Consider the following 23,751-nt stretch of genomic DNA (forward strand, 5'->3'; position numbering starts at 1 on the left):
GCGGCTTGCCCGGTCCTGAGGAATTACGCAACAATGGCGTTGTGAAAAACGTCGGCGAGGCTCGGGAGACCCCCACGGGGGCCCCTCAGGAGGAGCTCGCGACCGGGGAGCGCTCGACGCGCAACCGGGTCGCGCGGTCCATCCTGGACCACGGGCCGTCGACCGTCGCCGAGCTGGCGGGCCGGCTGGGGCTCACCCAGGCCGCCGTCCGCAGGCATCTGGACGCGCTGGTCGTGGACGATGTCGTGGAGGCCAGGGAACAGCGGGTGTACGGCACGCGCACGCGCGGCCGTCCCGCCAAGGTCTTCGCGCTCACCGACTGCGGCCGCGACGCCTTCGACCAGTCGTACGACAAGCTCGCCGCGGACGCCCTGAAGTGGATCGCCGAACGCGAGGGCGGGAGCGAGGCGGTCGCCGCCTTCGCCCGGGCACGGATCGCCGCCCAGGCGAGCGCGTACCGCAAGGCGATCGAGGCCGTCAGCCCGGACGAGCGCACCGAAGCCCTGGCCAAGGCCCTGAGCGCCGACGGGTACGCTGCTACGGCGCGCAGCGCACCCCTCCCTCAAAAAGGCGAGCAGCTCTGCCAGCACCACTGCCCGGTCGCCCATGTCGCGGAGCAGTTCCCCCAGCTGTGCGAGGCGGAGACCGAGATCTTCGCCGAGCTGCTCGGAACGCACGTCCAGCGACTGGCGACCATCGCGCACGGCGACGGCGTCTGCACGACGTTCATCCCAAAGATTTCCCACACCTCACATAACGCATCTGCAAGCACGGCCGGGAGGAACCCCGCATGACTCTCCCCATCGAGGAGACTGCCCACCCTGAGCTCGAGGGCCTGGGCAAGTACGAATACGGCTGGGCCGACTCCGACGAAGCCGGCGCCTCTGCGAAGCGTGGTCTGAGCGAGGACGTCGTCCGTGACATCTCCGCGAAGAAGAACGAGCCGGACTGGATGACCAAGCTTCGTCTCAAGGGCCTGCGGCTGTTCGACAAGAAGCCCATGCCGAACTGGGGCTCGGACCTCTCCGGCATCGACTTCGACAACATCAAGTACTTCGTGCGTTCCACGGAGAAGCAGGCGGAGTCCTGGGAGGACCTGCCCGAGGACATCAAGAACACGTACGACAAGCTCGGCATCCCCGAGGCGGAGAAGCAGCGCCTCGTCGCCGGTGTCGCGGCCCAGTACGAGTCCGAGGTCGTCTACCACCAGATCCGCGAGGACCTGGAGGAGCAGGGCGTCATCTTCCTGGACACCGACACGGCCCTGAAGGAGCACCCGGAGCTCTTCAAGGAGTACTTCGGCACCGTCATCCCGGTCGGCGACAACAAGTTCGCGTCGCTGAACACCGCCGTGTGGTCGGGCGGCTCCTTCATCTACGTGCCGCCGGGCGTGCACGTCGAGATCCCGCTCCAGGCCTACTTCCGCATCAACACGGAGAACATGGGCCAGTTCGAGCGGACCCTGATCATCGTCGACGAGGGTGCCTACGTGCACTACGTCGAGGGCTGCACCGCCCCGATCTACAAGTCGGACTCGCTGCACTCCGCGGTCGTCGAGATCATCGTCAAGAAGAACGCCCGCTGCCGCTACACGACCATCCAGAACTGGTCGAACAACGTCTACAACCTGGTCACCAAGCGCGCCGTCGCCTACGAGGGCGCGACCATGGAGTGGATCGACGGCAACATCGGCTCCAAGGTGACGATGAAGTACCCGGCCGTCTACCTGATGGGCGAGCACGCCAAGGGCGAGACCCTGTCCATCGCCTTCGCGGGCGAGGGGCAGCACCAGGACGCCGGCTCCAAGATGGTCCACATGGCGCCGAACACCTCCTCCAACATCGTGTCGAAGTCCGTGGCGCGTGGTGGCGGCCGTACCTCGTACCGCGGTCTGGTCGAGATCGGCGAGGGCGCCCACGGCTCGAAGTCCAACGTGCTGTGCGACGCGCTGCTCGTCGACACCATCTCCCGCTCCGACACGTACCCCTACGTGGACGTCCGTGAGGACGACGTGTCCATGGGCCACGAGGCGACCGTCTCCAAGGTCTCCGAGGACCAGCTCTTCTACCTGATGAGCCGCGGTCTGAGCGAGTTCGAGGCGATGGCGATGATCGTGCGCGGCTTCGTCGAGCCGATCGCCAAGGAGCTGCCCATGGAGTACGCCCTCGAGCTCAACCGGCTGATCGAGCTGCAGATGGAAGGCGCGGTCGGTTAAGACCGGTCCCTCCGCAAGCAGCTAGCGAAATCTGACGTAGGAAAGAGAGCAGACCGACAGCCATGGCTGAGGCTCAGAACATCCCCGTGGGCTCCACCACCGCGGGCCAGATCGCGGTGGCCGCCGAGTCGACCGTCGCCACGCGCATGAGCGCGCCCCCGTCCTTCGACGTCGCGGACTTCCCGGTCCCGCACGGCCGCGAGGAGGAGTGGCGGTTCACCCCGCTGGAGCGCCTGCGCGGGCTGCACGACGGCACCGCCGTCGCCACCGGCGAGGGCGTGAAGGTCGCGGTCGAGGCCCCCGAGGGCGTCACCGTCGAGGCCGTCGACCGCGGCGACGCCCGGATCGGCAAGGCGGGCATCCCGGTGGACCGCGTCGCCGCCCAGGCGTACTCGGCGTTCGAGAAGGCCGGCGTGGTCACCGTCCCCAAGGAGACGGTCCTCACCGAGCCGATCCGCATCGCCGTGCACGGCGAGGGCGGGGTCGCCTACGGCCACCAGGTCGTGGAGCTCGGAGCCTTCGCCGAGGCCGTCGTCGTCATCGACCACACCGGTGACGCGGTGCTCGCCGCCAACGTCGACTACATCCTGGGCGACGGCGCCAAGCTGACCGTCGTCTCCGTCCAGGACTGGGACGACAAGGCCGTGCACGTGGCCCAGCACAACGCCCTCATCGGCCGGGACGCGAGCTTCAAGTCGGTCGTGGTGACCTTCGGCGGCGACCTCGTACGCCTCCACCCGCGCGTCACCTACGCAGGCCCCGGCGGCGAGGCCGAGCTGCTCGGTCTGTACTTCACGGACGCCGGTCAGCACCAGGAGCACCGCCTCCTGGTCGACCACAACGTCCCGCACTGCAAGTCCAACGTCGTCTACAAGGGCGCGCTCCAGGGGGACGCCGCGCACGCGGTGTGGATCGGCGACGTGCTGATCGAGGCCAAGGCCGAGGGCACGGACACCTACGAGATGAACCGCAACCTGGTTCTGACCGACGGCGCCCGCGTCGACTCGGTGCCGAACCTGGAGATCGAGACCGGCGAGATCGTCGGCGCCGGCCACGCCTCGGCGACCGGCCGCTTCGACGACGAGCAGCTCTTCTACCTGATGGCCCGCGGCATCCCGGCCGACGAGGCCCGTCGCCTGGTCGTCCGCGGCTTCTTCGCCGAGCTCGTCCAGCAGATCGGCGTCGACGACATCGAAGAGCGCCTCCTCGTGAAGATCGACGAGGAGCTGGAGGCCACGGTCTGATGGCTTTCGTACGCGCCTGTGGGCTGAGCGAGCTGGAGGAGGACACCCCGAAGCGGGTGGAACTCGACGGCACGCCGGTCTCGGTCGTGCAGACCGAGGGCGAGGTGTTCGCCATTCACGACATCTGCTCCCACGCGAACGTCTCGCTCTCCGAGGGCGAGGTGGAGGACTGCCAGATCGAGTGCTGGCTGCACGGCTCCGCGTTCGACCTGCGCACCGGCAAGCCGTCCGGCCTCCCCGCGACGCGCCCCGTCCCCGTATACCCCGTAAAGATCGAAGGGGACGACGTTCTCGTCTCCCTCACCCAGGAGTCCTGAGGCACCCATGGCAACGCTTGAAATCCGAGACCTGCACGTCACCGTCGAGGCCGACAACGCCACGAAGGAGATCCTCAAGGGCGTCGACCTCACCGTGAAGCAGGGCGAGACGCACGCCATCATGGGCCCCAACGGCTCGGGCAAGTCGACCCTCGCCTACTCCCTCGCGGGTCACCCGAAGTACACGATCACCAGCGGCTCCGTCACCCTCGACGGCGAGGACGTCCTGGAGATGTCCGTCGACGAGCGCGCCCGCGCGGGCCTGTTCCTGGCGATGCAGTACCCGGTCGAGGTCCCCGGCGTCTCCGTCTCCAACTTCCTGCGCACCTCCGCCACCGCCGTCCGCGGCGAGGCCCCCAAGCTGCGCACCTGGGTGAAGGAGGTCAAGGAGGCCATGGAGCGCCTCAACATGGACTCCTCCTTCGCCGAGCGCAACGTCAACGAGGGCTTCTCCGGCGGTGAGAAGAAGCGCCACGAGATCCTTCAGCTGGAGCTGCTCAAGCCGAAGATCGCGATCCTCGACGAGACCGACTCCGGCCTGGACGTCGACGCCCTGCGCGTCGTCTCCGAGGGCGTGAACCGGGTCCGTGAGACCGGCGAGGTCGGCACCCTGCTGATCACGCACTACACGCGCATCCTGCGCTACATCAAGCCCGACCACGTGCACGTGTTCGCGAACGGCCGTATCGCCGAGTCCGGCGGAGCCGAGCTCGCGGACCAGCTCGAGGCCGAGGGCTACGACAAGTACGTGAAGGGTGGCGCATCCGCGTGACACAGCTGCCGGGCCTCCTCGACACCGAGGCGCTCCGCAAGGACTTCCCGATCCTGGACCGCGTCGTCCACGACGGCAGGAAGCTCGTGTACCTGGACAACGCGGCGACCTCGCAGACCCCGCGCCAGGTGCTCGACGTGCTCTCCGAGTACTACGAGCAGCACAACGCCAACGTCCACCGTGGCGTGCACGTCCTCGCCGAGGAGGCCACGGCGCTGTACGAGGGCGCGCGCGACAAGGTCGCGGAGTTCATCAACGCGCCCTCGCGCGACGAGGTGATCTTCACCAAGAACGCCTCCGAGTCGCTGAACCTCGTGGCCAACATGCTGGGCTGGGCCGACGAGCCCTACCGGGTGGACCACGAGACCGAGATCGTCATCACCGAGATGGAGCACCACTCCAACATCGTGCCGTGGCAGCTGCTCGCGCAGCGCACGGGCGCGAAGCTGAAGTGGTTCGGCCTCACCGACGACGGCCGTCTCGACCTGTCCAACATCGACGAGATCATTACGGAGAAGACGAAGATCGTCTCCTTCGTGCTGGTGTCGAACATCCTGGGCACGCTGAACCCGGTCGAGGCGATAGTGCGCCGTGCACAGGAGGTCGGTGCGCTGGTCTGCATCGACGCCTCGCAGGCGGCGCCGCACATGCCGATGGACGTGCAGTCCCTCCAGGCCGACTTCGTGGCCTTCACCGGCCACAAGATGTGCGGCCCGACCGGCATCGGCGTCCTCTGGGGCCGCCAGGAGCTGCTGGAGGACCTGCCTCCGTTCCTCGGCGGCGGCGAGATGATCGAGACGGTGTCGATGCACTCCTCGACCTACGCCCCGGCCCCGCACAAGTTCGAGGCGGGCACGCCTCCGATCTCGCAGGCCATCGGCCTGGGCGCGGCGATCGACTACCTCAACTCGATCGGCATGGACAAGATCCTCGCCCATGAGCACGCGCTCACCGAGTACGCGGTGAAGCGGCTGGGAGAGGTCCCCGACCTGCGGATCATCGGCCCGACGACGGCCGAGGACCGCGGCGCCGCGATCTCCTTCACGCTCGGGGACATCCACCCGCACGACGTGGGCCAGGTCCTCGACGAGCAGGGCATCGCGGTCCGGGTCGGCCACCACTGCGCCCGCCCCGTCTGCCTGCGCTACGGAATTCCTGCGACCACGCGAGCGTCGTTCTATCTGTACTCCACGCCGGCCGAGATCGACGCTCTGGTGGACGGCCTGGAGCACGTACGGAACTTCTTCGGCTGACGGGACGGGACGAGCGACGCATGAAGCTGGATTCGATGTACCAGGAAGTCATCCTGGACCACTACAAGAACCCGCACGGGCGTGGTCTGAGGGATGGCGACGCCGAGGTGCACCACGTGAACCCGACGTGCGGCGACGAGATCACCCTGCGTGTGAAGTACGACGGCACGAAGATCGAGGACGTCTCGTACGAGGGCCAGGGCTGCTCCATCAGCCAGGCCTCGGCGTCCGTGCTGAACGAACTGCTGGTCGGCAAGGAACTGGCGGACGCGCAGAAGATCCAGGAGACCTTCCTGGAGCTGATGCAGTCCAAGGGGAAGATCGAACCCGACGACGCCATGGAGGAGGTCCTGGAGGACGCGGTCGCGTTCGCCGGGGTCTCCAAGTACCCGGCCCGGGTCAAGTGCGCCCTCCTCAGCTGGATGGCGTGGAAGGACGCGACGGCCCAGGTGTTGGGCGGAGCCGACGCCGAAAGGAAGACGGCATGAGCGAGACCGTTGAGATGAAGCCGGCCTCGGAGGAAGAGGTCCGCGAGGCGCTGTACGACGTCGTCGACCCCGAGCTGGGTATCGACGTCGTCAACCTCGGCCTGATCTACGGCATCCACATCGACGAGGCGAACATCGCCACGCTCGACATGACCCTGACCTCGGCGGCCTGCCCGCTGACGGATGTCATCGAGGACCAGGCCAAGTCCGCCACGGACGGTCTCGTCAGCGAGCTGCGCATCAACTGGGTGTGGATGCCGCCGTGGGGCCCGGACAAGATCACGGACGACGGTCGCGAGCAGCTTCGGGCGCTCGGGTTCAACGTCTGAGCACACGTGAGAGACGTCTGAGCACACGTGAGAGCGGCGGCACCTTCCGGGTGCCGCCGCTTTTCTGTGTCCCGCTCTCCCCGAGTGCTCAGGCCAGCCCGCCCACCAGCCGGAACGACGAGTCCGCCAGGTACAGGGAGCTGTACTCGAAGCGTTCGAGGCGGACGACGAAGTTCTTGTGGCGGAGGAAGTATCCGGGGTAGTTGACCGACTCCAGCATGACCGCGCCGGAGTAGGAGGAGCTCCGGGGACAGAAGGTGGCGTCCCGGCCGAACAGGGCGGAGCCGTCGTCGCGTTCGGGGCGCAGGACGAAGTCGCGGTGGCGCAGGTAGCTGCCGTCCTGGGTGACGAAGGAGTGGCAGGAGCGGTCGGCGAGGCCCTTGACCTGCTTGAAGGTGGAGTCCTCGCGGGACTCGGAGCCGCGGACCGGGCCCAGGGTCACAAAGCCGCCGCTCGCATGCCAGTAACGGTCGGGATAGTTGACCGAGCGGACGGATCGCCAGGTGGTGGCCGGCGGCTTCGGGGCGGCGGGCGGTGAACTCGCCTCGTGGGGAGCCGACTTGGACGGCTTCGGCGCGGGTTCGGGGGTGCCGGCGTCCTGTTGGCGAGGCGCCCTGGTGGTCGGTTTCTCCGTCGCCAGGCCGCTCTTGCCCGCCGGGGGAGTCTCCGAGGGGGTGGCGAAGGAGATCAGGCCGGGGACCGACGCCTTGTCGTCGGCCGGCGCGGAACGTGACTGACCGTCAGGCGCCCGGTCCGTCACGACGATCGCCGTGGCGCACGCGACGATCGTCGCCACCGCCATCGTGCCCGCCAGCCACAGACGGCGCGTTCCCGGCGCCCGCGAGGTGTCCGGGGCCCAGCCGTTCTCCCAAGGTTGGTCCTGGGGCGGCCGGGGCTTGTTTTCTGGCATGCGCTGTTCCTCCAGCGGGGGCACGCGACGACAGCCGCGGCTGCGAAGGCCCGGTATGTGAACGGTGAAACACTAGTGGCTGCTGGGGAGTTGGAGTAGCTGTTCGGAACGAGCCGTATCCAGATCGAATCCTTTGTGTACGGCCGTACGCAACGTTGTGTACGCTCGTACATATGGGATACCTGCTGCTCGCCGGAGCCATAGCGGCCGAGGTGGCCGCCACTACGGCCATGAAGTACAGCGACGGTTTCAGCAGGCTGGGGCCGTCGATGCTGACCGCCGTCGGATACCTCGTCTCCTTCACGCTGCTCGCCCAGACACTGAAGTCCGTCTCCATGGGCACGGCGTACGCGATCTGGGCCGGGGTCGGCACCGCGGCCATCGCCACCATCGGGATCCTGTTCCTGGGGGAGGGGATGACCGGCGTCAAGGCCGCGGGCATCGCCTTGATCATCGCCGGGGTCGTCGTGCTGAACCTGGGCGGTGCGCACTGATGGGCCGGCGCTACGACCCCGAGCGGCGGCAGCGGATCATCGACGCGGCGATCCGGGTCGTCGGGGAGAAGGGGATCGCCGGGCTGAGCCACCGCACTGTCGCCGCCGAGGCGGATGTGCCGCTCGGCTCGACCACGTACCACTTCAAGACCCTCGACGACCTGCTGGTCGCGGCCCTGCGCCAGGCGAACGAGGGGTTCGCCAAGGTGATCGCCTCGCGCGGTGGGCTGGAGGATCCGGGGGCTGATCTGGCCGTTGAGCTCGCGGGGTGGATGGGTGAGTGGCTGGCCGGCGATCGTACGGGTGTGGAGCTGGAGTACGAGCTGTATCTCGCCGCTCTGCGCCGTCCGGCGTTGCGGCCGGTCGCCGCTGAGTGGGCGCGTGACCTCGCCGATCGTCTGTCCTGCCGTACGGACGCGGTCACGGCGCGGGCGTTGGTGGCGCTGCTGGACGGGATCTGTCTGCAGGTGTTGCTCACGGAGGTGCCGTATGACGAGGAGTACGCGCGGGAGGTGCTGGCGCGGGTCATTCCGTGACCGCCCGGCGGTTCTTCGCCCCCGCCGCCCCTACCCGTCCCATCCCTTGAAGGGGCTCCGCCCCTTCGACCCCGCTGTCGGCCCTTCGGGCCTCGTCCTCAAACGCCGGACGGGCTGGGGGGCTGGGGGGCTGGGGGGTGCGGGTGGGTGGGCTGAAGGGCGTACCGCCCGGCACGTGAGACGCGCCCCCGTCGGTTCGCCCCCGCGGTGCGGGCCACGTTAGGTTGCCCTTATGACCGACACGACTGCTCCTCGTACCACCGGCGCCGTGGCCGCCGGCCTCGCCACGATCGCCGCCGACGGCACTGTTCTCGACACCTGGTTCCCCGCGCCCGAGCTCGTTGCCGAGCCCGGTCCCTCCGGCAGTGAGCGGCTGTCGGCCGAGCAGGCCGCGGAGCTGCTCGGTGGCGGTGCCACCGCGGCGATCGGGCCGGACGCGCGTCGGGGCGTCGAGGTCGTTGCGGTCCGCACGGTCATCGCCTCGCTCGACGAGAAGCCGATCGACGCGCACGACGTCTACCTGCGCCTGCACTTGCTCTCCCACCGCCTGGTCAAGCCGCACGGCCTGAGCCTGGAGGGCCAGTTCGGCTTCCTCGCCAACGTCGCCTGGACCTCGCTGGGCCCCGTCGCCGTCGACGACATCGAGAAGGTCCGCCTCAACGCGCGGGCCGAGGGCCTGCACCTCCAGGTGACCTCGATCGACAAGTTCCCGCGGATGACGGACTACGTCGCCCCCAAGGGCGTCCGTATCGCCGACGCCGACCGGGTCCGCCTCGGCGCGCACCTTGCCGAGGGCACCACCGTCATGCACGAGGGCTTCGTCAACTTCAACGCCGGCACCCTCGGCACGTCGATGGTCGAGGGACGTATCTCCGCCGGCGTCGTGATCGGCGACGGTTCCGACATCGGTGGCGGCGCGTCGACCATGGGCACCCTCTCCGGCGGCGGCAACGTGATCATCTCCATCGGCGAGCGCTGCCTGATCGGCGCCGAGGCAGGCGTCGGCATCGCCCTCGGCGACGAGTGCGTCGTCGAGGCCGGCCTCTACGTCACCGCGGGCACCCGCGTGACCATGCCCGACGGGCAGATCGTCAAGGCCCGCGAACTGTCCGGCGCCTCCAACATCCTCTTCCGCCGCAACTCGGTCACCGGCACGGTCGAGGCCCGCCCGAACAACGCGGTGTGGGGTGGGCTGAATGAGATCCTGCACAGCCACAACTGATCAACGGCGGCCGTGACCTGCGGCCGCCTAAACGATCAGCGCCCTGACCTGCTGCTGAGCTGTCGGCAGTTGTCGGCGTTGGTCATCGTTGAGCGCCCTTCCACGGCCCCAGGGCGGCCCGGGAGGGCGCTTGCGTGGTGCAGCGCAGCGAGTTCCTTGAGGTCGTTCGCGACCATGACCTGAGCGAGACGACCCGCGACCGCCACGACCTTCGGCCACGAGGGCTCCGCAGATACTCCGCGTCGGTGTCGTGGGGTGCCTCGGCCGCCGCGGCGTTGAGTGTGATGCCCAGCTCACGCATGAGAGCGACCTCTTCCTCAGTTCTCAGACTGACTCCGAGCCATCGCTCTGGCTCGTCGGCGTCGCAGAAGTCATCAAAGAGCGTGTGAAAGACGTGGTCCACGTTCTCGAACGCCAGCGGGTCAAGCCAGACGTCCTGCTGCCATGGCGGATCGGCCAGAGTCAGGACGACGGGTACGACGTGGACTCGGTGGTTCGCTATGAGACGGGCGCCTTCGCTCACGGGGGCTGAGCCCAGCGACGAGACCCTGGGGGTGTGCCGGCGTTTCCAGGCCCTCATGACCTGGGGATTCGCCGGCCCAGGGAACGATCACTCGGCAGACGTCCTCCACTCATCCAGCCGGATCCTCACTTGGTGGTTGTGGGTGTGCCAGAAGACCTCGCCCTCGACGGAGGCCCCGAGGGCGGGCAGCTCCATCCCCAGCGGCATGGCGGTGATCTCGGCCAGAGCCACGGCGTTGGGTACACCGTCCATACGTATGAAGACGCCAAAGGGCTGGCGGCCGATGACCTCTCCAGTGATGTGGGTCCCCACAGGCAAGGCTGCGACAGTTGCCGCCCAGCTCTGGAGAACTACGCCCGCGGTCGGCAGATCCGGGCCCGTGGGCCATGCATACTCATCCATCAACAGATCATGACGCAGTGAGCTACCCGGGGCTTAGAAGGCGCTTGGCGGATGCTTCTGCCCCCGTCGCTTGGGCGACCGCCAAGATGGTGTTTCCTCGATGCGAACTGTCGACAGGACGGTCGATGAGGTCTGGTCGTCCGGGCAGCCGGACTTCTGAGGCTGGCTGTGGTCGGCTGCGCTCACGGTGGTTGTTGTACTTCGCTGCTGTACAGCGGTCACGGGATCAGGAAAGCTGCCCGGCCTCGTGAAGCGCGTCGAAGACCATCTCCTCGACGACCGAGACCCGGTCCCGATCGGCGTAGCGGAACCATGCCTTCTCGGCGATCTCGCGCGACGGGATCAGCTCGCCGCGGTAATCGGCGGTGTAACAGATCATCCGGAAGGGGCCATGCCCCGGATGGCCCTCGCCGATCTCGAAAGTGCCGAAATGCACCATGGAACCAGGGTCGATCGTTGCCTGCAGTTCCTCGTCGATCTCCCGCACCAGGGTCTCGCTGTCGGACTCGCCCGGCTCACGATGACCGCCCGGGAAGTAGAAGCGATCCCTGCCGTGACTACGAGTCACCAGCACTCGGTCGTTCCGAACCAGGATCCACGCCACCTTCTCCGGCACACCATTCCCATTCGCCATGGCCCGGGACCGTATCCGCTCCTCGACCTCCCGACCATCCTCCCCGTCCCCGACCCGAACAACGTCGACAAGGACAACCGCAAGGTCGACCGCCTCCACGCCAAGCACTTCGGCGAGTACTTCGACACCAAGCAGGACTGGGTCGCCCCCGCGCTGTTGGCCCGGGACGGTGGTGGATGCACCTTTCGGTTTCGGCTGACATCGCTCGCCCAGAGACGGCCCGGAACCCGGGCGACACCGACGACGGCCCCGATACGGCCCGTGAGGCGACATGAGCCCGTGACCCGCAACGGGTTCAGAAGAGCCACAACTGCCCCCGTCGACAACCCCACCCCCTCACGTACGGGTTACTCCACGTGACCTCACCCCGGTCCAGGCAGATGAACGGTTGGACGCAGTTTCCGATCACAAGCCGAACCGACGAAATGAGGGCCGATGACGGGTCGAGGGAAGACGAGCGTGCGGAGCAGGGCTGTGCTCCGGCTGGTGGTGGGGGCGTTGGCCGTGGGGGCGGTGTGCTGGTTGCCGGCGGGGAGCGCGTATGCCGACGAGACGAACACGGGCTCGCACAACGGCCCCCGGATCGGACTGGTGAATGTCGGGCAGGTGGACGATCCGATGGAGGATGTGCTGGAGCACTTCCTGCTCTTCGGTGACGGGTACAAGTGGGGTTGATCAGGTAATCGGGCATCAGCCGTCAGGCATACAGCACGGGTCGGGGCCCGTACCGCTTGCACCGCGGTACGGGCCCCGGCCCGTTTCCTGATTATTTTCTGTGGGGTGGCATAGCGGCCGGCCGTCGCACGCGTCACCAGAAGTAGGAGTGGGCGGGCGCCGGGCCCGGCCCGGGGGAAGAGAAGGTGACGATGGATGCCGAAGCGCAGGACAGGTTTCGCGAGTTCGTGGAGAACCGGTCGTCCGCGCTGTTGAGGACCGCGGTGCTGCTGAGCGGCGGCGACCGGCACGCCGCGGAGGACCTTCTGCAGACCGCTCTGGTCAAGGCGGCCGACCGCTGGCACCGCATCGACGAGCCGGAGGCGTACGTACGGCAGATCCTGTACCGGCAGCAGATCAGCCGCTGGCGGCTGAAGTGGCGCCGGCGTGAGCTCACCGTCGCCGAGCCGCCCGAGACCGGCGCGAGCCCGGACGCCGCGCCCGACGCGGAGCTGCGGCTGCTGATGCGCGGTGCGCTGGCCCGGCTGACGGCACGGCAACGGATGGTGCTGGTGCTGCGCTACTTCGAGGACCTGCCGGAGGCCGACGTGGCCCGCGTCCTGGGCTGCTCCGTGGGCACCGTACGGTCCACCACCCACCGTTCCCTCGCCCGGCTGCGCGCGCTGGCCCCCGAGCTGGCGGCCCTGGGCCCGGCCGAGGTCGAGTCGCAGCCGCCGTCCCGTGACTTCTCGCCCGTGGAGGTACGACCGTGAACGTCGAGGAACTCGTGCGTGACTCCCTGCGGGAGTTGGCCGACGAGCAGACGTCGGCCGGACCTGGGCTCGCCGACCGGGTCCTGGTGACGCGCCGGCGGCGCCGCACCCGGCGGATCGCCTCCGTCGCCGCGGTCACGGCGGCCGTAGTCGCCATCGGCGTGGCGGTGCCGCTGCTGGACTCCGGCAAGGAGGACGTGCGCCCCGCGGACGTCGTACAGAAGAGCGAGGACGTCGCGCACCCGGACCAGTCCCCGCCACGCGATCTGATCTCGGCGGGGAACACCGTGCTGGCCGCCTACTACGTCCCCCGGACCGTCAAGCACTCCGCCGGCCAGGCCGAACTCGTCCGCGACTACTGGCTGCTGGACCAGAAGACGGACACCTACGTGAAGACCACCAAGTGGTCCTACGTCGCCGTCGCCCCGGGGCTGAAGACCGCCGCCGTGCTGGAGCGCGAGCTGCCCGCCTCGCGGATCGGCATGCTCGACCTGGCCACCGGCAAGGTCGAGCGGTGGATCGAGCTCGACCACAAGGTCGCTGGGCTCTCCTTCTCGCGCGACGGTCTGAAGCTGGTCGCGACGACCTACGGCGAGAACCCCGACCAGCTGGTCAAGACCGAGGGCTCCGACTTCTGGGACCAGAAGCAGCCCTCGACCCGGACCGGCTTCTACCTCCTGGACACCCTCTCCGGTAAGGGCTCCTGGAGCGAGGTCAAGCTCAAGGGCGACCCGAACGACCCCATGGGCGCAGGCTTCATCAACGCCCGCCAGGACTTCGCCCTCAGCCCCGACGGCCGGCATGTCTGGGCCGGCAACCCCATGGGGGACATCGGCAAGCAGTTCTACGACTTCGCCGGCGCCGAGGTTCCCGTCCCGGCGGACCAGAAGCACCTCCAGTGGTACGTCGACGCGTGGCAGTCGCCCAGCGGCAGCCTGGTCGCCGGTGATTTCGCCGGCAAGAAGTGGAAGACGTCCTCCTGGGTCATCGACGCGCGCACCGGCCGCAAGACCGAGGTGCGCGGGCAGCAGCTGCTCGCCTGGGTCGGCGACACGTCGCTGATCGCCTGGGACATGGGGCCGGACAGCAAGAACGAGTTCCATCAGCGGCTCGTGAAGGTCACCATCGGCAGCGCCAAGACGGTCCCCCTCAGCGGCTTCCGCAAGGGCAACGACGGGGACGCCGGACGCTGGGAGCCCGTCTTCGCCGAGCGCTGAGCACCGAGTGCGCGGCGCACCGGACGCTGATCGGGAGACGGCCCTGACCAAGCCGGGTCCTGATCAGCCGGTGACGAACTCCTGGTAGACCGCCAGCAGCCTGTCGACCGCCTCGCGGTCGGCGGGCCGCAGCGGTGCCCGGACGGGACCCGCCGGCAGGCCCAGCTCGTTGAGCAGGGCCTTGGCGGTGACCGTGCCGGGCAGACCCGCCGACATCATCGACTCGATGAGCGGCGTGGCGCGTTGTTGGAGGCGGGCGGCCACGGGGGTGTCGCCCGCCTCGAACACGTCCAGTACGGCCCGCATTCGGGCCGGCACGACATTGGCGACCGTACTGATGTAACCGGCGCCTCCCACCGCGTACAGCGCCAGGTTGTGCTCGTCACAGCCCGCGTAGTACGCCAACTCCGTGCGCGCCAGCACCTTCTGGGCGCCGAGGAAGTCGTAGGAGCAGTCCTTCACGGCCACGATCCGGGGGTGCTCGGCGAGCCGGATCAGCGTCTCCGGCTCGATGCGGGTGCCGGTGCGGGCCGGGATGTCGTACAGCGCGAGGGGCAGTCCGGCCGCGTCCGCGACCTCGCGGAAGTGCGCCTCGACGGCGTCCTGCGGGGGCCTGCTGTAGTACGGCGCGACCACCAACAGGCCGTCGGCGCCCGCCTTCTCGGCCGCCAGGGCCAGTTCGACGGTGTGCCGGGTGTCGAAGGTGCCGACGCCCGCGACGACCGACGCCCGGCCCTGCACCGCCTCCCGGACGGCCCTGACCAGCTCCGACTTCTCGGCGTTCGTCGTGGTCGGCGACTCGCCCGTCGTACCGGAGAGCACCAGCCCGTCACAGCCCTCGTCCACCAGCCACGCGGCCAGCCGCTGCGCCCCGTCCAGGTCGAGCGCGCCCGCCTCGGTGAAGGGCGTGATCATGGCGCAGAGGGCGCGGCCGAAGGGCGGGGCGGGGGAGGGCTTCGTCGTCATGGCAGTAGTGTCGGCGGGATGACTGTGAAGCTCTACTTAATTCTTCTACGGGATATAGGTAAGTAATGCTGCGAGGTGGGGGTTGATCAGGGCCGTCGTAGGCCCTATGTCCAAGTCGGGCGCCATGGGCCACTATGGCCAGGACGGTGAAAAGACCCCTGGTCATGGGAGGCGTCATGAAGCTCGGCAAGGCACTCGCCGCCGGAGTCGCGCAGGAGCGGCCGCAGGGCCACGACGGGGAAGTCGGCCTCGCCGAGGAGGTCGAGGAGGTCGAGGAGGTCGAGGAGGTCGAGGAGATCGCGGAGATCGCCGAGACCGGGACCGTCGAAGCGGCGTCGGTGGCCGAAGAGGTCCCGGTCACCCGATGAGGCTGCGGCTTCCGGAGGAACGCCCGACGGAGCCGCCGACCGGATACAAGATCGCCCACCCGGTGCTGTCGCAGGACGGCACCCGGGCCGGGTTCACCGGTGTGTCGCTGGGCGGCGCGCTGCCGTACGGGGTCCTGGCCGACGCGTCCTGCGTCTACGGCCTGCGGCACCCGGCGCCGAGCCGCCGCTGCGACTGCGGCTTCCACTGCGTCCACGACCGTACGACGGCCGAGGCGCTGCTGTGCACGGCCGAGCACCGCGCGGCCGCACTGCTCGAGGTCACCGTGCTGGGCCGGTACATCCGCTTCGAGCGCGGCTTCCGCTACGCCCGTCAGCGTGTGCGCACCGCCACGGCCGGCCCGTGCGCCTGCGGTACGGTCGCCGCCGCCCTGGCCGACGCCGGCTGGGGTCGCCCCGGATGGCAGGCCCTCGCCCCCTCCTGTGCGGGCTGTCTGCGTGGCCGTACGTCCGTCTCGCTCGCCGGATTCGCCCGGCTGGCGGGGCAGGGGCTGCGGGTGGTGGCGGGGCAGGGGGTGTCCGTGGCCGTCGCCGGCCTCGCCGCGGGCGATGAGCCGGGAGTGCCCGAACTCACCGCCGAGGCCGCGCTGTTGCAGGCCCGCCTGGACTGGTTCCAGGCACAGCTGGCCCGGCTGGGCGAGCGCGGACCGGGCGGCGGCCGGAAGGGATAGCGGAAGGGATAGCGGGGGCCGCGACGGGTACCCGGGTGTTCCGAACCGAGAGGAGGCGGAACACCGTGACCGGTTCCATGACCCCCGAGCGGCTGCGCGACGAGCATCGCTCGGTGAGCGAACTCGTCGGACAGGCCGGCGAACAGCTCTCCCGGCTCGTACGGCAGGAAGTCGCCCTCGCCAAGGAGGAGCTGGCCGAGAAGGGCCGGCGCGCCGGCCGCGGCGGCGGCCTGCTGGGCGCCGCCGGTGCCGTCGCGTACGCCGGTCTGCTGTTCCTGGCCGCGGCGGCCACCGCCGCGCTCTCGCTGACGCTGCCCGTGTGGGCCGCGGCGCTGATCGTGACGGGGGCCCTGTTCGCCCTCGCCGGCCTGCTGGCCGCGACCGGCCGCGCCCAGCTGCGGCGCGCCGCCCCTCCCACACCGGAGGAGGCCCTCGGCAGTGTCAGGGCCGATGTCGAGGAGATGAAGGGAAGGGCGCACCGATGACGGACAAGAAGGCGGGGGCGACGGGCGGCGGGGAGGCCGCGAAGAAGGCCTCCGGGAAAGCGGCGGCCGCGGGGAAGGCCGCGGCAAAGAAGGCGGGCGGCGGGGCCAAGGGACCTGATGAACTGCGCCGCCAGATCGAGCGGACGCGGGGCGAACTCGGCGACACCGTCGAGGAGTTGGCCGGTAAGGCGGACGTGAAGGGCCGGGCCATGGCCCGCGCCGCCGACCTGAAGGACAAGGCGGGCGCGATGACCGTGCAGCTGCGCAGCAGCGCGGCCCAGGCTGGGCACGTGGTCCAGGACCGGGCGGCGCGCGCCGGGCACGTGGTGCAGGACCGGGCCGCACAGGCCGGGCACGTGGTGCAGGACCGCGCCGCGCAGGCCGGGCACGTGGTGCAGGACCGCGCCGCGCAGGCCGGGCACACCGTGCAGGACCGGGCGAGCCGTACCGGCCACACCGTCCAGGACAAGGCGACCCACGCGGGCCATGTCGTCGAGCACAGCGTCCCGCGCCCCGTCCGCACCGTCGTACAGGCCGGCCTGCGGCATCCGCGGCCGGTGCTGATCGTCGGGGCGGTGGTGGGAGCGGTCGTCGCGACACGGGTGCTGCGCAGGCGGGGGCGCTGAGCCGTCTGACCGCGTCTGCCGGAACGGGTCTGGGGGCTGCCGCCCCCAGGCCCCCGCATCGGCCCTGAAGGGGCCTCGTCCTCAAACGCCGGACGGGCTGAATGATGCCGGGCGGCGCTGAGACAGGCGCGGTACCGCGGAGCACACCGGTACGGCGAAGTCAGGGGCGGCCACACCCCGGCGGCCCCGCCCTGTCCGGTCCCGTCCTGGTCGGTTTCGCCCTGCCCGGCCCGCCCCGGCGGTCCCGCCCTGGTCGGTCCCGCCCTGTCCGGTCCCGTCCTGGTCGGTCTCGCCCAGCCCGGCCCGCCCCGGCGGTCCCGCCCTGGTCGGTCTCGCCCAGCCCGGCCCGCCCCGGCGGTCCCGCCCTGGTCGGTCCCGCCCTGCCCGGCCCCGCCCTGGCGGCCCCGTCCCGGTCGGCCCGCCCTGCCCTGCCCGGCCCGCCCCGGCGGTCCCGCCCTGCCGGGCCCGGCCAGCCCCGCCCCGCCCCGGCCAGCCTCGCCCCGCCCCGCCCCAGCCAGGGTCGCCCCGCCCGAGGCCCGTCGCCGGACCGGCCTCTTGACCTCAAGTCCGGTTGAGGCCGAAAGGTGATCGGTGCACGCATCGACCACCCGCTCCGGAGGCCGCCATGACCCGCCGCACCGACGCCCACCCCCGCCCCGACCTCACCCGCCCCGACCTCACCCACCCCGAGGTCGGCGCCCCCTTCTTCAGCACCTGGCGGGTGGGCACCCCCCTGCGGCAGAAGCAGACCGTCGAGGCCATCGCCGGCACCTGGGAGGCACGTCCCTGGCCCGCCGACGGTCTGCTTGGCTACCACGTCTACATCGGCCACGACGGCTCCACCCTCCTCCACCACTCGCAGTGGCGCGATGAGCAGGCCTACGAGGCATTCGTACGGACACACCGGCAGGAACGCGTCGACGAGATCGACACCGCCGTACCGGGCATCGAGCGGCTGGGGCTCGGCCGGTACCGGCGCTACCGCAGCGCACGGCGGGAGGGCAACCCACGGGTCCCCGGCTGCGTAGTGATCGTCGACATCGAGTTCGAGGGGCCCGACCCCGAGCGGCAGCGGGCCTGGGTGGACGCCGTCCTGGAGGCGCTGGAGGCCGAGCCGAACCCCCACCCCGGCGGCATCTCCGCCCACTTCCACCTCAGCACTGACGGCACCCGTGTCCTCAACTACGCCGAGTGGGAGAGCGCGCAGGCCCACGCGGACGCCCTCGCCGCCCCCGGCGACGGCGTCGGCTCGGCGACGGAGCTGTGGCACCGCGTGCAGAACTGGCCGGGGCTGAAGGGCAGCACGGTCAGCCGGTACGACCACGCGCTCGGACTTCTGCCCGTCTGAAGGTCCGTCCGTCTCTGGGTTCACCGAAAACTCGATCCGTCTGGACAAAAAAAGTTTTCGGTGGGACGGTGGACGCATGCTGGACGTCACCGTGATCGAGGACCCCGAGGCCGCAGCCGTCTCCCTGGACCCCACAAGGGCCCGGCTGCTCGCCGAACTGGCGGGTGGACCCGCGTCCGCCGCCATGCTGGCGGGCAAGGTCGGACTGCCCCGGCAGAAGGTGAACTACCACCTCAAGGCACTGGAGCGGCACGGCCTCGTCGAGCTGGCCGGGGAGCGCCGCAAGGGAAACGTCACCGAACGGCTCATGCGGGCGACGGCGGCGTCGTACGTCATCTCGCCGCTCGCGCTCGCCTCCGTGCAGCCGGACCCGGACCGCTTCCGCGACCAGCTCTCCGCCCGCTGGCTGCTCGCGCTCGGCGCCCGGCTCGTCCGGGACGTCGGTTCGCTGATCACCGGCGCCGCGAAGGCCCGCAAGCGGCTGGCGACGTACGCGCTGGACGGCGAGGTGAGGTTCGCCTCCGCCGCCGAACGGGCGGCGTTCATCGAGGAGTTGACGGTCGGCGTGAGTGCCCTGATCCAGAAGTACGACGCGCCCGACACCGAGGGCGGCCGCGATCACCGGATCGTCGTCGCCGTCCACCCCGCGGTCAAGGACCAGCAGCCAACCCAGGAAATCGAGCAGTAGGACGCAGGAGCCCGCCATGTCCAAGGAATTCGAGATCGCCCGCGAGTTCGAGGTCGACGCCACGCCCGAGGAGGTCTGGGAGGCGGTCACCACCGGCACCGGAGGCTATCTCTGGCCGATGGAACCGCCGGAGCCGAGGGTCGGCGGCCGTGGGCCGTTCGGGTCGAAGGTCACCGCCTGGGACCCGCCGCACCGCTACACCAACCGTGTCGAGGACGTCGACGGCATCGCCGAGCAGACGATGAACCAGCTCGACTACACCATCGAGCCGCGCGACGAGGGCCGGCGCGCCTGGGTGCGGTACGTGCACAGCGGCATCTTCGTCGACGACTGGGACAACCAGTACGACGGCGCCGCCCGGCACACCGACTTCTATCTGCACACCCTGCGCGAGTACCTGGTCCACTTCGCGCCCCGGCCGGCCGCCTTCGCCACTTTCGACGGGCCCGACGCCTCGAAGGCGGCCGACGCCCTCGCCGCCGTGGGGCGGGCCCTCGGCGTGGGGGAGGACGTGGCCGCCGGTACGAGCGTGCGCGTCCACGGCCCCGACGAGTTCGACGCCGTGGTCGACTTCCGCAACCCGTACTTCATCGGGCTGCGCACGGACCGGGGCCTGACCCGCGTCTTCGGACGCAACCACTGGGGCCACCCGGTCGGCATCTCCCTGCACGACTTCACGCCGGGCGCCGACATCAAGGAGTGCGAAGCCGCCTGGCAGAGCTGGCTGAACGGCGTGTTCAGCCAGCCCTGAGCCCGGACGTGACTACGGGCGGAACCGCAGCACCTGCGGGTCGTGGTCGCTGATCTGGTCGTTGAACTCCGAGTTGACGTGCACGCTGTCGTACTCGAAGTCGCAGGAGTTCCGGATCGACGGGCTGATCAGGATCTGGTCCAGCGTCTGCGCGTTGCCCTGGTAGACGTACGAGTAACGCTCGCTCTGCGGTAGCGACTTGATCGCCGACCACAGGGCGCCGTCGTCCTCCAGCAGCTTGGCGGTGCCGGAGAACTCGAAGTCGTTGATGTCGCCGAGCGTGACGACGTCCGCGTTCTTCTGGACGGCCAGGATGTCCTTCACGAACGCGTTCACCGCGGTCGCCTGGAGGTGGCGCTGGGTCTCCGAGCTGCGGACCGGCGGCTGGTACTGCGCGTGCAGCGACTGGTCGCCGCCCTTGGAGGCGAAGTGGTTGGCGATCACGAAGACCGTGCGGCCACGGAAGGCGAACTCACCGGCCAGCGGCTTGCGGCTGTTCGCCCAGGCCGCGTTCGCCGGGTCGACACGGCCCGGGGAGACCGTCAGCGCGGCCTTGCCCTTCACCTTGGTCACACCGACGGCCGTCGTGGCGTCGCCGCCCGCACGGTCCACGAAGGAGACCCGCTCCGGGTTGAACAGGAACGCCTGACGGATGTTGCCACCCGGTTCACCGCCGTCGGCCTTGTCCACCGGGTCGATCGAGCGCCACTGGTACGCCGGTCCGCCCGCGGCGACGATCGCGTCGATCAGCTTCTGCATCGTCTGGTCGGCGGCGACCGTACCGTCGTCCTTCGCGCCGTTGTTGTCCTGGATCTCCTCCAGGGACACGATGTCGGGCGACTGGAGGCTGTTCACGATCGCGGAGGCGTGCGCGGCGAAGGTGCCGTCGGACGGGTCCAGGTTCTCGACGTTGTACGTCGCGACCGCCAGCTCGCCGCGCCCCTGCTTCCGCGTCGTCTCCCGCTTCAGGCCACCGCTCTTGAGCGTGCCCAGCTCGCTCGCGACCAGGGTGTAGCCGCCGAACTGGTTGTAGTCCAGCGGACCCGCGGTGGCGCCGGTGAGGGTGTCACCGACGTTCGCGACCGGGAAGTCGGCCGGCTTGCCCAGGGACTGGATCTGGAGACGTCCGGTGTTCTGGGACTCGTAGGAGCCGTAGACCGTGCCGCCGCGCCGGTTGCGGTGCTCCCACGGCTTCACCGTGACCCACAGTTCGGTGTACGGGTCGGTGGCGGTGACCACACGGGCGTCGTCGACCCGGACGTTCATGCCCTCCAGGGACTCGTAGTAGTCCAGGGCGTACTTCGCCGGGCGCAGCGTCAGCCCGTTGAGCGAACCGTTCGCGGCCGTGTCGCCGGCCCCCGTGTACCGGTCCGGCACCGAGTCCTCGTCGACGACCGTCGCGGCCGGGACGGCGTTGCCGCTGGAGACGACGGTGATCACCGGCTTGGTGATCTCGGTCAGCGACTGGTTGCCGGAGGAGGTGCCGCCCGGGACGTACTCCGAGACCGTGCCCGAGACCAGGACCGAGTCGCCGACGGCGACCTTCGGGACGGAACTCGTGAAGACGAAGACGCCCTCGCTGGTGGCGGGGTTGTCGTCCGCGTCCGGATCCTGGATCCAGAAGCCTCTGGACGAGCCGTAGGTGCGTACGCCGGTGACGATTCCGGCCACGTCCGTGACCTGCTTGCCGGCGTACGGCGATATGCGGGTGCTGCCCTGGACGTCATGGATGCGCACGGAGTCGGCGTGCGCGGGAGTGGTGAGGACGACGGTGGACGCAGCGGAACACACGGCGGCGACGGTGAGCGCGGCGAGACGTGCGGACTTCTTGCTCGGCAACGTAAATCCCTCCGGGGACGTGAATGAGCGCCGGGACGAGGGTGGTGCGTGGAACGGTGGGTGCAAAGGCTGGTGCAGGCGCGACCGGTGGGGCGGTGGCGACGCGCGTAGAAAATACAGTGAACAGATGTCCGCTCGGTTTCTACGCGCGTCAATCTCCTGCCTGGTCAAGCCACTTGTCAAGGTTTCGGCCATGTACGGTGCCCGACGGGGAGATGAACCAGGTGGCATGGGTGGAAATCCGTCTAGGCTGAGCGGTTGAGCCGTGATGCGTACGGCCGAGGGCCGTGTCGCTTACGGCCATGCAGAACGCCCTAGGAGAAACAGCCGATGTCAGACAGCTCCTCCCTGCCGCCGGTGCGGCTGCACCCCGAAGCGGAGCTGGCGCGGGACGCGCTGTCCACGCCGTTGCTTTCCCGGGCCACGCGGCTGGCCCGCTGGGCCGGGCCCGACACCCGGGTCGACGCCGGCGGCGGCCTCGTCGAGGAGCAACTGCCGGCGGCCGCCGAGGCGCTCGGGCTGAGCGGCGACGACGCCGCCGCGTACGCGAGCGAGGCCTGGCGCGTGGCCGTGGACACCGGGCTGGTCGAGATCGTCGACGAGGAGGCGGGCACGGTCGGGACCGGCGCGGAGCTGGCGCTGCTGACCGGCGGTTCGCCGCAGGACGTGCTCGGGGTGTGGCTGGCGGCGCTGGAGACGGTGATCGCCGACGCGTGCGTGCCCGACCTCGACGACCTCGTCGACGCCATCGACACGGGCGGCGAGATCGACTTCTCCTCGCTGGACTGGGACCCGGAGGCCGAGGCGGAGTTCCTCGACGGAGTCCTCGGCAACCTGTACCTGCTGACCGCCAGCGAGGACGGCCCCGGCGACGCCCCCGTGCCGCTGCCCGCCCTCGCCGCGTCGATGATCGTGCCCAGCGACATGGGCGAGCCCACCAACGACGTGCTGGAGCAGGTCTCCGACGCGATGATGCGCCTCGACGACCAGTTCCGGGTCCTGGCGCCGGTCGGGCTCGTGGACTACCGGCCGGTGGACGAGGCGCTGATGGCGGACGCGGACGCGGACGCGGATGCGGAGGCCGAGGCCGAGGCAGCCGAGGGGACGTCGGCCGCCGTCGACGAGACTGACGTCTCGCGCTACGGCATGGTGCGGCTGACCCCGCTCGGCCTGTACGGGCTGCGGTCGCGGCTGCTGGAGGCCGGCTTCGAGGCACCCGCCGTCGGCGACCTCGCGGACAAGGGCGCCGACGCCCTGCTCGACGGCACGGCCACCTTCCCCCAGGTCGCCGCGCGCGCCGAGACCGAGATGTGGCTGGCCCGGCGCGAATCCCTCGCCGCGGCACGGGAGTTGCTGGCTGCGGCACGGGGCCTGGACGCCGGGGCACCGCTGCGGCGGCTGCGCTGCCAGCAGGCGCTGTCCCTGCTGGGCGCGGAGGCCGAGCCGGCCCTCCGGGAGGTCCTCGACGATCCCGAGCTGGGCGGACTGGCCCGGGTCTGGCTCACCGAGGCGGGGTTCTCCGACGTTCCCGCGCCCTCCCAGGACCTGGTGTTCTGGCTGACCGTCGACACGGTGGCAGCGCAGCTGGCGGCGGAGGGGAACTCCGACGAGCTGCGGGCGCTGGTGGAGGGGCTGGCCGCGCAGCACGGTGGGTTCTTCGCGGCGGCCTGGCGGGTGGATCATCCGGCGACCGCGGATGTGCTGGAGGCGATGGGGCGGTTGCATCCGGACAAGAGGATCGCCAAGGAGGCGCGTAAGGCTGCCTTCAAGGCGCGGTCGCAGCAGGGTGGGTGACGGCTGCTTGCGGGTGCGGGTGCGTGGGGGCTGGTCGCGCCCACGCGGCGGAGCCGCATATTGACACCGCCCCGCGCCCCTAAGGGCGTTGCCGCGCCCGGCGTTGATTCATGGAAGTGGGCGCCCTGAGGACGTCTCACGTTCAACCCGCGTTCAGGCATGGGCGGGACCGTAGCGCCGACTCGAGGTCCGCCACCCTCCACGGCACCCACTG

28 protein-coding genes are annotated in these 23,751 nt (G+C 70.0%); 22 read left to right on the forward strand and 6 right to left on the reverse strand.

Annotated elements, in window-relative coordinates; genetic code table 11:
- Positions 1-41 precede the first annotated feature (41 nt).
- From AQJ67_RS14995 to AQJ67_RS15030, 8 genes are all read left to right on the forward strand, one after another.
- Positions 42-794, forward strand: coding sequence for a helix-turn-helix transcriptional regulator (locus AQJ67_RS14995; protein WP_062719202.1), 753 nt, complete (start codon positions 42-44; stop codon positions 792-794).
- Positions 791-2,215 (forward strand): Fe-S cluster assembly protein SufB, encoded by a 1,425-nt coding sequence (gene sufB / locus AQJ67_RS15000; RefSeq protein ID WP_062719203.1) that lies wholly within the window; start codon positions 791-793, stop codon positions 2,213-2,215. Before AQJ67_RS14995 ends, sufB begins: the two co-directional genes overlap by 4 nt.
- A gap of 62 nt (positions 2,216-2,277) precedes the next feature.
- On the forward strand, positions 2,278-3,459 hold the full coding sequence (sufD, locus tag AQJ67_RS15005; RefSeq protein ID WP_062719204.1) for a Fe-S cluster assembly protein SufD: 1,182 nt from the start codon (positions 2,278-2,280) through the stop codon (positions 3,457-3,459).
- Positions 3,459-3,776 carry a non-heme iron oxygenase ferredoxin subunit gene (locus AQJ67_RS15010; protein ID WP_030948995.1) on the forward strand — a complete coding sequence of 106 codons (318 nt, stop codon included), beginning with the start codon at positions 3,459-3,461 and terminating at the stop codon, positions 3,774-3,776. Before sufD ends, AQJ67_RS15010 begins: the two co-directional genes overlap by 1 nt.
- Before the next feature lie 7 nt (positions 3,777-3,783).
- Positions 3,784-4,548 (forward strand): Fe-S cluster assembly ATPase SufC, encoded by a 765-nt coding sequence (gene sufC, locus AQJ67_RS15015; RefSeq protein WP_062719205.1) that lies wholly within the window; start codon positions 3,784-3,786, stop codon positions 4,546-4,548.
- Positions 4,545-5,801 carry a cysteine desulfurase gene (locus AQJ67_RS15020; protein WP_062719206.1) on the forward strand — a complete coding sequence of 419 codons (1,257 nt, stop codon included), beginning with the start codon at positions 4,545-4,547 and terminating at the stop codon, positions 5,799-5,801. The genes sufC and AQJ67_RS15020 overlap by 4 nt, the downstream gene beginning before the upstream one ends.
- Before the next feature lie 20 nt (positions 5,802-5,821).
- Positions 5,822-6,289 carry a Fe-S cluster assembly sulfur transfer protein SufU gene (sufU, locus tag AQJ67_RS15025; RefSeq protein WP_062719207.1) on the forward strand — a complete coding sequence of 156 codons (468 nt, stop codon included), beginning with the start codon at positions 5,822-5,824 and terminating at the stop codon, positions 6,287-6,289.
- On the forward strand, positions 6,286-6,618 hold the full coding sequence (locus tag AQJ67_RS15030; RefSeq protein WP_053670670.1) for a metal-sulfur cluster assembly factor: 333 nt from the start codon (positions 6,286-6,288) through the stop codon (positions 6,616-6,618). Before sufU ends, AQJ67_RS15030 begins: the two co-directional genes overlap by 4 nt.
- An 88-nt stretch (positions 6,619-6,706) precedes the next feature.
- Here the strand turns inward: AQJ67_RS15030 and AQJ67_RS15035 are convergent, their stop codons facing one another.
- Positions 6,707-7,528, reverse strand: coding sequence for an AbfB domain-containing protein (locus AQJ67_RS15035; RefSeq protein ID WP_062719208.1), 822 nt, complete (start codon positions 7,526-7,528; stop codon positions 6,707-6,709).
- A gap of 173 nt (positions 7,529-7,701) precedes the next feature.
- On the opposite strand from AQJ67_RS15035, the gene AQJ67_RS15040 reads away from it, so the two are divergent.
- The 3 genes from AQJ67_RS15040 to dapD all read left to right on the forward strand — a co-directional run bounded on the left by AQJ67_RS15040 (position 7,702) and on the right by dapD (position 9,780).
- The gene (locus AQJ67_RS15040) at positions 7,702-8,022 is read left to right on the forward strand and encodes a DMT family transporter (RefSeq protein WP_062719209.1); all 321 of its coding nucleotides are present in this window, start codon (positions 7,702-7,704) and stop codon (positions 8,020-8,022) included.
- A complete protein-coding gene (locus AQJ67_RS15045; protein WP_062719210.1) occupies positions 8,022-8,558 on the forward strand; it encodes a TetR/AcrR family transcriptional regulator in 537 nt (178 codons plus the stop codon). Before AQJ67_RS15040 ends, AQJ67_RS15045 begins: the two co-directional genes overlap by 1 nt.
- A gap of 232 nt (positions 8,559-8,790) precedes the next feature.
- Positions 8,791-9,780: a 2,3,4,5-tetrahydropyridine-2,6-dicarboxylate N-succinyltransferase gene (gene dapD / locus AQJ67_RS15050; protein ID WP_062719211.1), complete on the forward strand. Its 990-nt coding sequence runs from the start codon at positions 8,791-8,793 to the stop codon at positions 9,778-9,780.
- 82 nt (positions 9,781-9,862) lie between these two features.
- Here the strand turns inward: dapD and AQJ67_RS45090 are convergent, their stop codons facing one another.
- The 3 genes from AQJ67_RS45090 to AQJ67_RS15065 form a co-directional block, all read right to left on the reverse strand.
- Complete coding sequence (locus AQJ67_RS45090) at positions 9,863-10,303, reverse strand: SCO4402 family protein (protein ID WP_244190460.1); 441 nt, start codon at positions 10,301-10,303, stop codon at positions 9,863-9,865.
- A gap of 87 nt (positions 10,304-10,390) precedes the next feature.
- Complete coding sequence (locus tag AQJ67_RS48580; protein WP_208614962.1) at positions 10,391-10,555, reverse strand: hypothetical protein; 165 nt, start codon at positions 10,553-10,555, stop codon at positions 10,391-10,393.
- 376 nt (positions 10,556-10,931) lie between these two features.
- Entirely contained in the window at positions 10,932-11,438 is a 507-nt protein-coding gene (locus AQJ67_RS15065) for an NUDIX hydrolase (RefSeq protein WP_425264154.1), read from the reverse strand.
- 336 nt (positions 11,439-11,774) lie between these two features.
- Between AQJ67_RS15065 and AQJ67_RS15070 the strand changes: the two genes are divergently transcribed.
- From AQJ67_RS15070 to AQJ67_RS15080, 3 genes are all read left to right on the forward strand, one after another.
- Entirely contained in the window at positions 11,775-12,014 is a 240-nt protein-coding gene (locus AQJ67_RS15070) for a hypothetical protein (protein WP_062719214.1), read from the forward strand.
- A gap of 191 nt (positions 12,015-12,205) precedes the next feature.
- A complete protein-coding gene (locus tag AQJ67_RS15075) occupies positions 12,206-12,766 on the forward strand; it encodes a SigE family RNA polymerase sigma factor (protein ID WP_062719215.1) in 561 nt (186 codons plus the stop codon).
- Positions 12,763-13,983 (forward strand): hypothetical protein, encoded by a 1,221-nt coding sequence (locus AQJ67_RS15080; RefSeq protein WP_062719216.1) that lies wholly within the window; start codon positions 12,763-12,765, stop codon positions 13,981-13,983. Before AQJ67_RS15075 ends, AQJ67_RS15080 begins: the two co-directional genes overlap by 4 nt.
- A 63-nt stretch (positions 13,984-14,046) precedes the next feature.
- Here AQJ67_RS15080 and dapA read toward each other — a convergent pair whose 3' ends face one another.
- The gene (gene dapA / locus AQJ67_RS15085) at positions 14,047-14,949 is read right to left on the reverse strand and encodes a 4-hydroxy-tetrahydrodipicolinate synthase (RefSeq protein ID WP_062719217.1); all 903 of its coding nucleotides are present in this window, start codon (positions 14,947-14,949) and stop codon (positions 14,047-14,049) included.
- A gap of 176 nt (positions 14,950-15,125) precedes the next feature.
- On the opposite strand from dapA, the gene AQJ67_RS46740 reads away from it, so the two are divergent.
- The 7 genes from AQJ67_RS46740 (at position 15,126) to AQJ67_RS15120 (ending at position 19,904) form a co-directional block, all read left to right on the forward strand.
- Positions 15,126-15,317, forward strand: a complete 192-nt coding sequence (locus AQJ67_RS46740; RefSeq protein WP_159058768.1) for a hypothetical protein — start codon at positions 15,126-15,128, stop codon at positions 15,315-15,317.
- Positions 15,314-16,006 (forward strand): hypothetical protein, encoded by a 693-nt coding sequence (locus AQJ67_RS15095; RefSeq protein WP_062719219.1) that lies wholly within the window; start codon positions 15,314-15,316, stop codon positions 16,004-16,006. Before AQJ67_RS46740 ends, AQJ67_RS15095 begins: the two co-directional genes overlap by 4 nt.
- A 77-nt stretch (positions 16,007-16,083) precedes the next feature.
- The gene (locus tag AQJ67_RS15100; RefSeq protein WP_079055977.1) at positions 16,084-16,491 is read left to right on the forward strand and encodes a phage holin family protein; all 408 of its coding nucleotides are present in this window, start codon (positions 16,084-16,086) and stop codon (positions 16,489-16,491) included.
- A complete protein-coding gene (locus AQJ67_RS15105; protein WP_079055966.1) occupies positions 16,488-17,117 on the forward strand; it encodes a DUF3618 domain-containing protein in 630 nt (209 codons plus the stop codon). Before AQJ67_RS15100 ends, AQJ67_RS15105 begins: the two co-directional genes overlap by 4 nt.
- Before the next feature lie 625 nt (positions 17,118-17,742).
- Complete coding sequence (locus AQJ67_RS15110) at positions 17,743-18,465, forward strand: antibiotic biosynthesis monooxygenase (RefSeq protein ID WP_062719221.1); 723 nt, start codon at positions 17,743-17,745, stop codon at positions 18,463-18,465.
- A gap of 76 nt (positions 18,466-18,541) precedes the next feature.
- Entirely contained in the window at positions 18,542-19,153 is a 612-nt protein-coding gene (locus tag AQJ67_RS15115; protein WP_062719222.1) for an ArsR/SmtB family transcription factor, read from the forward strand.
- Between the two features lie 16 nt (positions 19,154-19,169).
- A complete protein-coding gene (locus tag AQJ67_RS15120; RefSeq protein ID WP_062719223.1) occupies positions 19,170-19,904 on the forward strand; it encodes an SRPBCC family protein in 735 nt (244 codons plus the stop codon).
- 12 nt (positions 19,905-19,916) lie between these two features.
- Here the strand turns inward: AQJ67_RS15120 and AQJ67_RS15125 are convergent, their stop codons facing one another.
- Entirely contained in the window at positions 19,917-21,743 is a 1,827-nt protein-coding gene (locus AQJ67_RS15125) for an endonuclease/exonuclease/phosphatase family protein (RefSeq protein WP_062719224.1), read from the reverse strand.
- A gap of 330 nt (positions 21,744-22,073) precedes the next feature.
- On the opposite strand from AQJ67_RS15125, the gene AQJ67_RS15130 reads away from it, so the two are divergent.
- Entirely contained in the window at positions 22,074-23,537 is a 1,464-nt protein-coding gene (locus tag AQJ67_RS15130) for a hypothetical protein (RefSeq protein WP_062719225.1), read from the forward strand.
- Positions 23,538-23,751: the final 214 nt, after the last annotated feature.

It is taken from the genome of Streptomyces caeruleatus (genome assembly GCF_001514235.1).
GTDB classification, from domain to species: Bacteria; Actinomycetota; Actinomycetes; order Streptomycetales; family Streptomycetaceae; genus Streptomyces; species Streptomyces caeruleatus.